At 65.2% G+C, this 11,606-nt stretch carries 13 protein-coding genes and 1 tRNA gene; 8 read left to right on the forward strand and 6 right to left on the reverse strand.

The window, feature by feature from the left end:
* Positions 1-3: 3 nt before the first annotated feature.
* Both ACF3NH_RS03240 and ACF3NH_RS03245 read right to left on the reverse strand, forming a co-directional pair.
* Positions 4-465, reverse strand: a complete 462-nt coding sequence (locus ACF3NH_RS03240) for a hypothetical protein (RefSeq protein WP_422921850.1) — start codon at positions 463-465, stop codon at positions 4-6.
* Between the two features lie 76 nt (positions 466-541).
* The gene (locus ACF3NH_RS03245; protein ID WP_422921851.1) at positions 542-1,246 is read right to left on the reverse strand and encodes a hypothetical protein; all 705 of its coding nucleotides are present in this window, start codon (positions 1,244-1,246) and stop codon (positions 542-544) included.
* A 690-nt stretch (positions 1,247-1,936) separates the two neighbouring features.
* On the opposite strand from ACF3NH_RS03245, the gene ACF3NH_RS03250 reads away from it, so the two are divergent.
* Both ACF3NH_RS03250 and ACF3NH_RS03255 read left to right on the forward strand, forming a co-directional pair.
* Positions 1,937-2,596, forward strand: a complete 660-nt coding sequence (locus ACF3NH_RS03250) for a recombinase family protein (RefSeq protein ID WP_422921845.1) — start codon at positions 1,937-1,939, stop codon at positions 2,594-2,596.
* Positions 2,593-2,829 carry a hypothetical protein gene (locus tag ACF3NH_RS03255; RefSeq protein WP_422921844.1) on the forward strand — a complete coding sequence of 79 codons (237 nt, stop codon included), beginning with the start codon at positions 2,593-2,595 and terminating at the stop codon, positions 2,827-2,829. Before ACF3NH_RS03250 ends, ACF3NH_RS03255 begins: the two co-directional genes overlap by 4 nt.
* A gap of 78 nt (positions 2,830-2,907) precedes the next feature.
* Here the strand turns inward: ACF3NH_RS03255 and ACF3NH_RS03260 are convergent, their stop codons facing one another.
* On the reverse strand, positions 2,908-3,180 hold the full coding sequence (locus ACF3NH_RS03260) for a hypothetical protein (RefSeq protein ID WP_422921843.1): 273 nt from the start codon (positions 3,178-3,180) through the stop codon (positions 2,908-2,910).
* Between the two features lie 261 nt (positions 3,181-3,441).
* Here ACF3NH_RS03260 and ACF3NH_RS03265 point away from each other — a divergent pair, with 261 nt between their 5' ends.
* From ACF3NH_RS03265 to ACF3NH_RS03275, 3 genes are all read left to right on the forward strand, one after another.
* Complete coding sequence (locus tag ACF3NH_RS03265) at positions 3,442-3,678, forward strand: hypothetical protein (protein WP_422921842.1); 237 nt, start codon at positions 3,442-3,444, stop codon at positions 3,676-3,678.
* A 394-nt stretch (positions 3,679-4,072) separates the two neighbouring features.
* A complete protein-coding gene (locus ACF3NH_RS03270) occupies positions 4,073-6,664 on the forward strand; it encodes a DEAD/DEAH box helicase family protein (RefSeq protein WP_422921841.1) in 2,592 nt (863 codons plus the stop codon).
* A gap of 257 nt (positions 6,665-6,921) precedes the next feature.
* Complete coding sequence (locus ACF3NH_RS03275; protein WP_422921852.1) at positions 6,922-7,281, forward strand: hypothetical protein; 360 nt, start codon at positions 6,922-6,924, stop codon at positions 7,279-7,281.
* On the opposite strand, the gene ACF3NH_RS03280 is transcribed toward ACF3NH_RS03275, so the two are convergent.
* Positions 7,253-7,939 carry a site-specific integrase gene (locus ACF3NH_RS03280; RefSeq protein WP_422921853.1) on the reverse strand — a complete coding sequence of 229 codons (687 nt, stop codon included), beginning with the start codon at positions 7,937-7,939 and terminating at the stop codon, positions 7,253-7,255. The two genes, ACF3NH_RS03275 and ACF3NH_RS03280, sit on opposite strands and share 29 nt — an antisense overlap.
* 139 nt (positions 7,940-8,078) lie before the next feature.
* Here ACF3NH_RS03280 and ACF3NH_RS03285 point away from each other — a divergent pair, with 139 nt between their 5' ends.
* Positions 8,079-9,278 carry an IS256 family transposase gene (locus ACF3NH_RS03285; RefSeq protein ID WP_422921854.1) on the forward strand — a complete coding sequence of 400 codons (1,200 nt, stop codon included), beginning with the start codon at positions 8,079-8,081 and terminating at the stop codon, positions 9,276-9,278.
* On the opposite strand, the gene ACF3NH_RS03290 is transcribed toward ACF3NH_RS03285, so the two are convergent.
* Both ACF3NH_RS03290 and ACF3NH_RS03295 read right to left on the reverse strand, forming a co-directional pair.
* The gene (locus ACF3NH_RS03290; RefSeq protein ID WP_422921855.1) at positions 9,253-10,509 is read right to left on the reverse strand and encodes a hypothetical protein; all 1,257 of its coding nucleotides are present in this window, start codon (positions 10,507-10,509) and stop codon (positions 9,253-9,255) included. The genes ACF3NH_RS03285 and ACF3NH_RS03290 overlap by 26 nt on opposite strands.
* Before the next feature lie 74 nt (positions 10,510-10,583).
* A tRNA-Ser gene (locus ACF3NH_RS03295) sits at positions 10,584-10,673 on the reverse strand.
* Positions 10,674-10,905: 232 nt separating this feature from the next.
* On the opposite strand from ACF3NH_RS03295, the gene rplU reads away from it, so the two are divergent.
* Both rplU and rpmA read left to right on the forward strand, forming a co-directional pair.
* Positions 10,906-11,223 carry a 50S ribosomal protein L21 gene (gene rplU / locus ACF3NH_RS03300; protein ID WP_198365770.1) on the forward strand — a complete coding sequence of 106 codons (318 nt, stop codon included), beginning with the start codon at positions 10,906-10,908 and terminating at the stop codon, positions 11,221-11,223.
* Between the two features lie 26 nt (positions 11,224-11,249).
* Entirely contained in the window at positions 11,250-11,519 is a 270-nt protein-coding gene (gene rpmA, locus ACF3NH_RS03305) for a 50S ribosomal protein L27 (RefSeq protein WP_422921856.1), read from the forward strand.
* Positions 11,520-11,606: the final 87 nt, after the last annotated feature.

Below are 11,606 nucleotides of genomic sequence, written 5' to 3' on the forward strand. Positions count from 1 at the left end.
AGGTCAGACCACATCGGCGGAAGGGATTGGGACGGCGAGGTAGTTGTAACCATCGCGCGCATCAAGCATCCGATAGATGCCGTCGCGATGGACGCCGGGGAAGGCCAGCAGCAACCGGCCGGGCACCTGCGTAGAGTCGGTGACTCTGCGAACGAGGTCCTGCGCCCGTATCAGCCCGAACAGGGACGCAACGCCGGTCAAGGCGAGAATGTCGTTCGGCCCGCAAGCGGTCAGGGTGAGGCGGACACGGTCGGCGACGGCCGCCTCGAACTGCCCAATCACCGTCGAGAGCGTGGCCGGTCGGCGCGCGGCACGTTCGAACCACGGCTGCGATACGATCCATTGGCCGAACAGCGGCGCAAGGTCAAGTTCGTGCCACCCCTTATCGGCGTTCAGCGCCGCGAGGCGGAACTCACCAATCCGACCTCGGACCCGGCGCTCGTGCTCCTTGGCATACCAGAGCATCCACACGCGCCCGAGGGCGGGTTCGTCAGGCCGCCAAGGCACGCGCAGTCGCTCGCCGAAGGCAGCTAGGAGGTCGTCAACCGCTGACAAGTTCAGGGACTCCCAAGGCGTCCGCCATTGGTCGGCGGACCTCGATTTCCAGCACGTCCCCGGCGCTGCGCACACGCGCCAGCCCCAAGCCTTCCGCCTGTCGGAGTAGTCCGAGACGTTCTTCGGTCGGGCAGTCGAGAACGTCGAGCCAGCGGCTTCCGAGCAGGCGGGCGCCCCCGAATCCGCATAGGCGGGCCAGCAGCGCGGCATAGGCGGCGGTGGTCGGCGTCGGCTTGACGCGGACTCGCGTCTTGCGCACGGCGCCTGACAAGTAGCCAGCCTGCGTCCACGAGGACGCCGCGTTCCGGGCGAGGGAAGCTGTCATCTTGGGACCGAAGCGTCCGGGATGGCGCGCTTCATAGGCTGCGGCAAGTGCGGGAGAACGGACCTGAGCCCCCGGCGCAGCATCCAACACCGGGTCGGCCCCGTCGCGGAAGGTAGGGTCGCGGGCTAGTGCGCACAGCAGCGCCAGCAGCGGGCGTCCCGGCAGATCACGTCGCCAAAGGCTGAATAGAGCCAGACTGATCGGCGGCGGCGCGTCACCGAGACCGTAGAGCTTAGCAAGCCGGTCGGCTGCCACCTCTCGGGCGCGGGCGCTCGGCTTGCCCAGCAGGTTCTCGCCGATGATGGCCTCGACCGGCTTCCGCTCCATCTGAGCACCAAGGACAGCGGTGAGGTCGTCAAGCATCATGGTCTTGGATTGATGCGGGCCACCGCCATGTAACTTGATCCCCGCGCGAAGTAGAGACTGCTCGGCGCCAGAAAGATTCGAAAACCATGGATGCAAAGTAGAATTGCCTAGCAACGACGTAGGTGCGGTCGGACCAACACAGGACAGTCGCTTCGACTGATCCACTATCTGGCCTGCTCGTGGCCCGGCATCTCTGCTTTCAGCCACATCGACAGTAATGCCCTTTGATTCAGAGAACACGACAAACCCACATGCAATACATCCGGTGGGGACTTATATGCTCCCGTTCAATCAGAAGGATAGCTCCGTTTTGCGCGAGGGCGCAACGAGACAGGGCGCGCATGTGGGCCGCCGTCACCGTTCATGGTGAATGGTGCTGCGACGGCGATTACGAGAACCGGTGGTTTGTCGGTGGTCCGCCGGGGCGTCGCACGAGACGGCGGACTGGCGGGTTCTGGATATCTTGGACCCCATTCGGCAACTGGTCTCCCGGCACTCCGTCCTCGACATGAGTTCCGAGGCGCAGGGACACGGAGGCGCGCCGGGGGCGCATTGGCAGTCGTTCAGAAATCCCCTTTGTCGGGGCGGCGCTGAACCCGGCTATTTTCCTCGGTTCCGTCCGCTCAATTTGCCGTATCCAGAACCATCCGCTTTTGTTGACGGATCGGCGTTCCATGAGATCGTGGACGAGTGAGACACTCCGCCACCCCCGGCCCCCGCCGCGCCGCGCTCTATGTCCGGGTCTCGACCGCCGACCGGGGTCAGACCGTGGAGAACCAACTTCAGCCCCTACAGGAGGCGGCGGCCCGGCTGGGTTGGACCATCGTTGCCATCCACAAGGACGAGGGCATCTCGGGGGCCAAGGGTCGGCAGCAGCGCCCCGGCCTCGATGCCCTATTAAAAGGTGTCACGCGCCGCGAGTTCGACATCGTGGCCGCATGGAGCGTTTGCCGCCTCGGCCGGTCACTGCCCGATCTGGTTGGCCTTCTAGGTGACCTTCAGGCCCGTGGCGTGGACCTGTATCTCCACCAACAGGCGCTGGATACCAGCACACCGTCCGGTCGTGCGCTCTACGGAATGCTGAGCGTTTTCAGCGAGTTCGAGAGATCGATGACACAAGCCAGAATTTTTTCGGGCTTGGACCGGGCGCGGTCGGCAGGCAAGCGTCTCGGACGACCGCCCATCTCCATCGTCAAGCTCAACCGCATCCGGGACGCGCTTGCCGAGGGTCGTGGCGTCCGGGAGACGGCCCGGTTGCTTCGGGTCAGCGCGGCCAAGGTCAGTGAGGTGCGGCGCTCCATGGCCGGGCAGGTAAATACCGGCACCACCAACCCGGAGCCCACCGCATGACCGCGCATGATGACCATCACCTTGAACTCGACCTCGACGATGAGGACGCCATGCCGGGGCCGAACTTCTTGGCCCAGTTTCGGGCGCCGATGACCGATGAGGATTGGGACGATGTCGTGCGCACGCTTGAGCAGGCCATCGTCGAATGGCTGGCCGAGACGGAGACCATGGTCTCGGACAACCAGACCGACGCCGAGAGCCCGTCATCGACCTCGACTTCCAACGAGGTTTGAACTCGGACCAGCCGCTCGGCTCTCAACGAGGTTGAGGGACTGGCCTTACCCAAACAGCGAGATCAAGCAGCCTGAGGATCAGATGCGGCGAGGCCGCTTCGCGCTCGATCCGAAGTAGGAGTTCAACTGCTTCTGGCGAGCCTTCGGACTCAGGCAGGGCTCAAGTCCCATGTGCCGCCGTGCCGTCATGATCTCCTCGCCGAACCAATGCCCATCCGGCCTCATGGCAGCGAGCAGGAGCACCATGTCATCACGGTCGCTGCCCTCCTGCTGCCTGCGCGGCAAGTTGTCGATGGTGGTGATTGCGTAGGCCAGAGCCTTGGACACAATGTCGTAGTCGCGCCCCGTCACGTTATTCTGGGGCAATTTGTTCGAAGTCATAGTCAAGGTCACAGTGTGTGTTTGAATGCAGCACCTATTCACTGCATGAGAGGCATTCTACGGGGCGGCTGGTTCAACGTTCAACCATAACGTGGAGGCGGCGGACGTTTTTCAGGAGCGCCGCGCGATGACGCCGCGCAGGTGGCGGCGCACCAGAACGTCGCTTTGCTGCACGGCTAAATAGGGTCGCACCTCGCGGTGCCAAACCCCTTCAAGAAGTTCCACAACACCATGCGCTACGCCGAGTTAAGGCCGTTCTTCACGATCCCCGAATCCCACCCATACGTGTCGGTCACCCAGATCGATCCTGCGGATCATCGCCGTCTCACCCGGATGGTTGATGACCGCCCCGAACTCCGGGTCCTTGGAACACTCGATAAGCAGCCCGACCGCTGGACGGTCTACGTGGGCTGCGCCTCTCGCCGAGCCCAGTCCGAGTTCGACCACTGGGCCGACAACCTCCTTTGAGGTCCGGGGCTGGCCTGATCAGAGCCAGCCAACCTCCTTGGTGCCCCAAACCTCGTTGGTGTTGGCAGGGCACCGGCCAGATAGCGGGACGAAAACACCTTATAAGAAGGAGGTTTCGTCTCGCGGATCAGGTGCTGCACCCGGACGACGTGCTGCTCGCCCAGATCGCACAGCAGGGCCTCACAACATGGTGGCGTTTTGGAATCCAGATGTGCGACAAGTATCGGGACGCCAGTTTGGTGTCCGGCTCCGAGCGGGAGTTGGACGCACTCGATCAGGAATAGACTTCATGGGACCAATCCCGGTCCCGGCCCGCGTGACCTGAAACGAACTCCACAAGAACCCGCCGATAGCCGTCAAACCTTAGCGGGTTCCTCCGGAGCTATTCTTTCTCGTGTTATTAGTCCATTTCGTTGATGCTTTGGCCGGGAGCGGTAAGACTCACGCCGCCGTCCGGCACGCCCACCATCTCGCTCAGCAGGGCCACAAGGTCCTTTTCGTTCAGCCGAGCATCACCCTGATCCAGCAGACGCTGGCCGACTTCCTCACCCTCAGCCCCGCCGTCCCGGTGAACGCGATCCACGGCAACGGATCGCATGGCAGCGGAACCAGTTCCAACGTCGTTGGACGCATTGTTCAGCATTGCACCCACGCCGGGTCGCAGGGCGAGGTGCTGATCATCACCCACACTGCCTTCCTGCGCTTGCCCTACTTCTATCGGCCTGATCGCTGGCACCTGCTGATCGATGAAATCCCGCAGGCCGACTGGTGCGAGGAACTGAACCTCGCCGAGACCCACCATCTCATCACCAACTGCATCTCGACGCAGGTCGATGAGAGCGGTCTCGTCGGCGCCCGCTACGAACGAGTCGAGGCCAAGAACCGGACCCAGTTGCAGGCCATGCTCGACAACAAGAATGGCGACGAGGTCTGGGACCGCTTCGAGGACTTCATCAGCAAGCTGCTCTCGCCGCACTGGCGGACCTATGTTCTCGATCACCAGTTCTACGATCTGACCAACGGCATTGGTGACCGGCGCAGTCTCTGGACCTTCGGGGTGCTGAGCCCCTCGTTGGTCAAGGACTTCAAGTCCGCCACTATCATGGGCGCCTGCTTCAAGGAATCGACGCTGTTCCATCTGTGGATCGCCCAGCAGGTCCAGTTCCGGCCGCACCAGCGCATCAGCAAGAACCTGCGCTACGCCCGCCACGAGAACGGGTCCTTGCTGACCATCCGCTACGCCGCCGAGGAGGATTGGTCCAAGAACTTCCGCGACAAGGCGCTCACCACCGACGTGGTCTCCGAGGGCCAGCCCCGGACGGTGCTCGACCACGTGGCCCAGAGCGTCGGCGCCACCTTCGTGGAAACGCCGTTCGTGTGGATGGGCAACAAGGACCTCCCGGACAACTTGTTCACTGGGCAGGCCCGGCGCCTGCCGAATTCGCCGCACGGGCTGAACTGCTTCCAGAACGTCCACAACGTCGCGGTGCTCTCAGCCCTGAACCCGCCGCCCGCGCATTTCGCCTTCCTTGAGAGCACCGGTCTCGATGGCACCGAGGTCCGGCGGGCCTGCTACTGGCAGGCCGTCTATCAGGCGGTGATGCGCATCTCGGTGCGAAATCCCGGCGACCAGACCCGCAAGACCGCCATCGTCATGGACCGCTCCACGGCCGACTGGCTGGCCGACCTGTTCCCCGGCTGCGCTGTGCAGCCCCTCGACGGCTTGGCCGCCATGCCCAGCAAGGGCAAGGGCGGGCGCCGCCGCAAGCACCTTTGCGACGCTGATCGCAAGGCCGCGCACCGGGACCGCTTCCGGGATGAACTCGCCACCGAGCTTGCCCTGATCAACGGCGTCCCGCCGACCATCGGTCCGCTGGCTTCCCTCGCGCAGGAGCTTCGGCAGCAGATGACTGAGTTCGGCCGGGGGCGCGACCAGACCCTGACCACCATGGGCCGCACCGACTTGGACGCCATGGCCGGGACGATCTTCACCTCGATCTTCGCCTCGAAGCCCTTCGACTTCATGCCCTTGAGCGACGTGGACACCATCATCGAGGGCCTGCGCCACTTCCACGGCAACCAGTTTGAGAACAAGCAGGACAACGCCCTCATCAGCCCGGCCATCTTCGACCCGAACTTGTCCGAGGACACTCAGCGCGGCCTCGACAACATCCGCGCGGTCTGGGGCGTCTGGCTGGATAATGACGGCGGTGACCTGCTCCCGGACGAGTTCGCCCGGCTGTTCCCGCGCCTGCGGATGGCGATCTTCAACAGCTACAGCAGCACCCGCGACCAGCCGCGCTGGCGCGTCTTTATCCCCACGACGATCCCGCTGTCGGTCCGGGCCTACAAGGCCGTCGTCGGCCAGATCATCGACGCGGTGAACAAGGCGGGGTTCTGGTCAGCCAAGCAGTTGGTCGATGGCCGCAAGCGGAAGTCCAACCTCCACCACGGCTTCGACATGTCCAAGCTGGTGCCGTCGAGCTTGTTCTACCTGCCGTGTCAGGCCAAGGACCCGGCCGACAGCTTCTTCACCGACCATCACGAGGAGCGGCGCGCGCCGCTCGATCCCTACCAGTGGATCATGGCCGCCGCCAACAGGGCGCGCCCGGAGCCCGAGATCGTGCAGCCCGCCACCGCCTCGGTGCCGCCTGTTCCGGCGAATGACGATAAGGCCAAGACGCTGTCCCCGATGCAGGTATTGAGTGAGCGGCTTCTCGCCCAGCAGACCGCCGGATCAATCAAGTCCTTGGCGCAGCGGCGCGACACGGCCATCGAGGCGTGGCGCAGCGCCTCGCCGGGTGAGGGGAACGTCGCCTTCTTCAAGCTTGGCATGACTCTCGCCCGACTCGGACTCGACCTCGGGGAAATCGCGACCATTCTCCGGCAGGAGGCCCTGCACGCCCGGCACCCGGACGAGCGCCGCCAGCAGATCAAGCCGCTCTTGAAGGAAATCAGGAAGCAGGCCCTCGGTCGCGCCGCCTGACCAACCTCGTTGGCCGCCCAGTCGTCACCACCACGGTGGCGACATCGAGGCGGCCTGCGGCGTCCCACCGTGAACACCAAAACTGGCTTCAGCTTGAGGCTTCAATCTGCCATCCTGCGACCGTCCTAAGCGGTCGAAGCCGGTCTTCTCAGCCCATGGCAGCGGGTCCCACCCTCTCCGCCATCTTGTTGATATCGTTGAGAAAACTTTGCTGAGACCGCCTCGGACGCCCCTGTGCTCCAAAATGGTGGTCCAAAGTGGAGTCCATTCGCTATCTCCGCCAGCACCCCCGAACCGGGCTGCTGCACTACCGGCGCGTCATTCCGCCGCACCTTCGTGCCCATGTCGGCGTCGGCACCATCTCCCGCAGCCTCGGCGCCCGGACCCTCAATCACATCGCCCTCTCGCGCTGGATCGAGGCGGACCGGGAGGCCGAGCAACGCTTGGCCGAGGCTCGGGCCACGGTCGGCGAGACGGTGACCACGACGGTCATGCCCACGGTCGCTGGGACGGTCTCGCCCATGGTCGCCAAGATGGTCGCGGCGATGGTCTCGACCGCCGCCCCAATCCTGATCGACGCGCATTCATTCATGAAGGCGGCATTGAAGGCAGCGTGAATCCCGAGAACTGAATACGCTGGATAGCAGCATTCAGGACTCGCAGGGAAAAGCGGCCGTCACTCGTGCGCCCATAACCTTGGCCGACATCGCCGCCTCCGGCATGACCGGTCAGTTCGTCGTGTAGCTCCTTGCCAATCTCAGCATCACGGCAGGCGCGCTTGAAGGTATGGCGGAACGAATGGAACGTCCGCGACGGATGGTCGATCCCTTGTCCCAACGGTAGGTCGTTGACCTCGGCAAGGCGGCGGCAGAATCGGTCGAACCATTTGCCGAACGCTCCGGCGGGTTCTCGGGCCATGTGGTTGAGATCGGGAAACAGGTAGATTTCACCTCGGCGTCGCAGCACAGCCACATGCTCTAGAAACCCGGCTTCGAGCACGGTCCGGTGCAGCGGCACCATTCGGCGTGCCCCGGCCGTCTTGAGCCGCTTCTCGCGACCGTTGTCCTGCGCAAGCGTGTTGATGTGGAGGAAGGCGATCCGATCCTCCGACTTCATATCTGCGACCCGCGCCTGCGCCATCTCCTCACGTCGGCATCCGGTGTAAAGCCCGAGCAGCGGTAGCCAGAACTTGCTGTCACGGATGATCTGAATGCCGGGATTACATCGATAGGCGTCGCCTGCGTGACCTTGGTAGAGCGGTGAGGTGAAGATCACGCGAAGCTCATCCTGACCGAAGGGCTGGTCGTGCCCCGGGTGGTGGTGTAGGAGGCAGCCGCCCAAGTTAGGGCGGCCATCGCGGTGATCCTCGGTAGGGTTGTGTTGCAACACGCAACTCTGACGCAAGGACGCCACGATGACCGACGAGAGGATTGCCCTTCGCGAGCTTCTGGAGAAGGGCTCTGACGCGACTTTTCTGCGGGAGATGATCGGCTTTGCCGCCCAGCGGCTGATGGAGCTGGAGACGGACGGCCGCTGCGGTGCGGGGCATGGCGAGCGCAGCGCCGAGCGGGTGAACCAGCGCAACGGTTATCGCGAGCGGGATTGGCAGACCCGAGCCGGCACGGTGGAGCTTCGCATCCCCAAGCTCCGCAAGGGCAGCTACTTCCCGGCTTTCCTGGAGCCTCGGCGGCTGGCGGAGAAGGCGCTGACGGCAGTCATCCAGGAGGCCTATGTCCAGGGCATTTCCACGCGCTCGGTGGACGACCTGGTCCGGGCCATGGGGATGGAGGGCATTTCCAAGAGCCAGGTCTCCCGGCTCTGCGCCGAGATCGACGGCCGGGTGCAGGACTTCCTGGGCCGCCCTATCGAGGGCGACTGGCCCTACCTGTGGCTCGACGCCACCTACGTGAAGGTGCGCGAGGCTGGCCGCATTGTCTCGGTCGCGGTCACCATCGCGGTAGGCGTCAACAGTGACGGACGCCGCGAGGTGCTCGGCATGGCGGTCGGCGCCTCCGAGGCGGAGACCTTCTGGACGGACTTCCTCCGCGGCCTGACCCGGCGCGGCCTGCGCGGCGTCAAGCTGGTCATCTCCGACGCCCATGAGGGCCTCAAGGCCGCAGTGGCCAAGGTGCTCCGGGCCACATGGCAAAGGTGCCGCGTGCATTTCGGCCGAAACGCCGCCGCCCATGCGGGCAAGACCCAGCGCCGCATCGTCTCGGCTTGGATCGGCACCGCCTATGCCGAGGCCGATGCCGCGGCCGCCCATGCCCAGTGGCGATCCGTGGCCGACCAGCTCCGCCCCAGGGTGCCGAAACTCGCCAGCCTGATGGATGCGGCCGAGGAGGACGTGCTGGCTTTCATGGATTTCCCGCGGGAGCACCGCGCCAAGCTCCACAGCACCAACCCCATCGAGCGCCTCAACGGCGAAATCAAGCGGCGCACCGACGTCGTCGGCATCTTCCCCAACGAAGCCGCCATCACCAGGCTCGTCGGCGCTCTGCTCCTCGAGCAGTCCGACGAATGGGCCACACAGCGGTCGCGCTACATGACGCTGGAGACCATCGGCGCTGTGAGCGATACTGCCCCCGTCAGCCTGCCCGCCGCGGCAGCCTGACACCGCGGCTCAGCCCGCTGAGGAGCGCCGCTCCTACACCACAGGGTGGGACACGATCGAAGGGCTGACGAGGCGGTTCGGGGTCTCTCTCCTTTGGCGGCTTCACCCCGGCGACTGGGTTCGCGCTACAAAGCTCGTTTGCGAGCCCATAGCGGAACATAGCGCCGAGGTGGTCCAACCACTTCTTCACCGTTTTGCTGGTGAGGGGCGGCCTGCCGAAGCCCTCCGCACGCTCCTGCTCCGCCACTTCCACGAGATCGAGAATGGGCATCCGGCGCTGTGCGTGGGCCGGTCTTGCGGGCAGCTTGCAGACTTGGTCGCGGAAACAGACCACATCCCGTTTGCTAATCTGCTGGACCGGGCGGTCGCCCCCAAGGCTCTCCTGTAGGCGCCGCACGTAAGTGCGCAGGTCCTCGGCATAGTCGGGGTCGGCGTTGCAACCCGTCAGGTAGGCGTCGGCAAGTTCGGACAGGCGCAGTCCGTCCCTGTCCGCCTCGGCGGCACCGGCAGGACCGGCATCCGCCGGTATCCGGCAAGGTGGTGGCGATGACCCCGCGCCGTCGCCGGAGACTGGCTGCTGAGCATCGTTCCGCTTGGCGGTGATTAGGCCGTTGATCACCCGCAGGACCTCGGCGAGCGCCTCCCGAAATGCCGGACGGAGCACCGCCACGGTGGCCTCGTCGGTCGGGATGACGATGCCGCCCTCTCGCAGGGCAGCGCCGAGCAAGTCGTCAATTTCGAGCAAGCCTGTCGAGTCGCCATACCCGATGAGCCTGTCCCTGATCTCGTTGTGGGAACGCTCAAGCTGCTCCCATGCTCTGGGATCGGCCCAAGCCTCATGGAGCCGGAGGCTCTGCCGCCCGATCTCCCGCTCCCTCCAAATCGCCAAGGCCGCCATGCAGGCCCGCGCGTCGATCAGGATTGGGGCGGCGGTCGAGACCATCGCCGCGACCATCTTGGCGACCATGGGCGAGACCGTCCCAGCGACCGTGGGCATGACCGTCGTGGTCACCGTCTCGCCGACCGTGGCCCGAGCCTCGGCCAAGCGTTGCTCGGCCTCCCGGTCCGCCTCGATCCAGCGCGAGAGGGCGATGTGATTGAGGGTCCGGGCGCCGAGGCTGCGGGAGATGGTGCCGACGCCGACATGGGCACGAAGGTGCGGCGGAATGACGCGCCGGTAGTGCAGCAGCCCGGTTCGGGGGTGCTGGCGGAGATAGCGAATGGACTCCACTTTGGACCACCATTTTGGAGCACAGGGGCGTCCGAGGCGGTCTCAGCAAAGTTTTCTCAACGATATCAACAAGATGGCGGAGAGGGTGGGATTCGAACCCACGGTACCCTTGCAGGTACTTCGGTTTTCGAGACCGACGCGATCGACCACTCTGCCACCTCTCCGCGGGGCGCGCCTGGTCGGCAGGCGGGCGGGGGTATAAAGGCATGCGGGCGGCAGCGCAACGGATGCCGTGCGGGATTTCCGCCATCCCGGACCATCGCCGTTGACTCCCTCACCGCCTCGGCGCTATACGCCCGTCCTCCCGGCGGGGCCTCGTGCCTCGCCGAAGGCCGTTTCCGGCCGATCCTCATTGTAGACCAGGCCAGTAACGGCAGAGAGCTTTCAGGGCGCACCATGACCTACGCAGTGATCCGCACCGGCGGCAAGCAGTACCGCGTCACCCCGGATGCCGTTCTGACCGTCGAGCGTCTCGACGCCGAAGCCGGCGCGACCGTGACCTTCCAGGACGTGCTCGCCATCGGCGGCGAGGCCGGGCTGACCATCGGCGCCCCCACCGTGGCCGGCGCGACCGTGACCGCGACCGTGGTCGAGCAGAACCGCGGCGACAAGGTCATCATCTTCAAGAAGCGCCGCCGGCAGAACAGCCGCCGCAAGAACGGCCATCGCCAGCACCAGACCGTGCTGCGCATCTCGGCCATCAACGCGGCCTGAACCGGCTTCCGTAGGAGACACTCCCCATGGCTCACAAGAAGGCTGGCGGTTCCTCCCGCAACGGTCGCGACTCCGCCGGCAAGCGCCTCGGCGTCAAGAAGTTCGGCGGCGAGCATGTGCTGGCCGGCAACATCATCGTGACCCAGCGCGGCACCAAGATGGTCCCGGGCCAGAACGTCCTGGTCGGCCGTACCCACTCCCTGCACGCCACCGTCGAGGGCAGGGTGAAGTTCACCCGCCGCGCCGAGGGCCGCGTGCATGTCTCCGTGGAGCCGCTGCCGCAGGCCGCCGAGTAAGCCCGCGCGCCTCCGCGACGACACTTCGACCGCGAACGGGGGCCGCAAGGCCCCCGTTTTCGTTTTTGGCACCCCCGCTTCCCCCTG

Source organism: Pseudoroseomonas sp. WGS1072, from assembly GCF_049340465.1.
Taxonomy (GTDB): Bacteria; Pseudomonadota; Alphaproteobacteria; order Acetobacterales; family Acetobacteraceae; genus Pseudoroseomonas.

Coding starts and splice junctions, on each gene's coding strand:
- rplU (WP_198365770.1), top strand. CDS start 10,906: ATGACCTACGCAGTGATCCGCACCGGCGGCAAGCAGTACCGCGTCACC.
- ACF3NH_RS03245 (WP_422921851.1), bottom strand. CDS start 1,246: ATGATGCTTGACGACCTCACCGCTGTCCTTGGTGCTCAGATGGAGCGG.
- ACF3NH_RS03285 (WP_422921854.1), top strand. CDS start 8,079: ATGACCGACGAGAGGATTGCCCTTCGCGAGCTTCTGGAGAAGGGCTCT.
- ACF3NH_RS03265 (WP_422921842.1), top strand. CDS start 3,442: ATGCGCTACGCCGAGTTAAGGCCGTTCTTCACGATCCCCGAATCCCAC.
- ACF3NH_RS03240 (WP_422921850.1), bottom strand. CDS start 465: ATGCTCTGGTATGCCAAGGAGCACGAGCGCCGGGTCCGAGGTCGGATT.
- rpmA (WP_422921856.1), top strand. CDS start 11,250: ATGGCTCACAAGAAGGCTGGCGGTTCCTCCCGCAACGGTCGCGACTCC.
- ACF3NH_RS03255 (WP_422921844.1), top strand. CDS start 2,593: ATGACCGCGCATGATGACCATCACCTTGAACTCGACCTCGACGATGAG.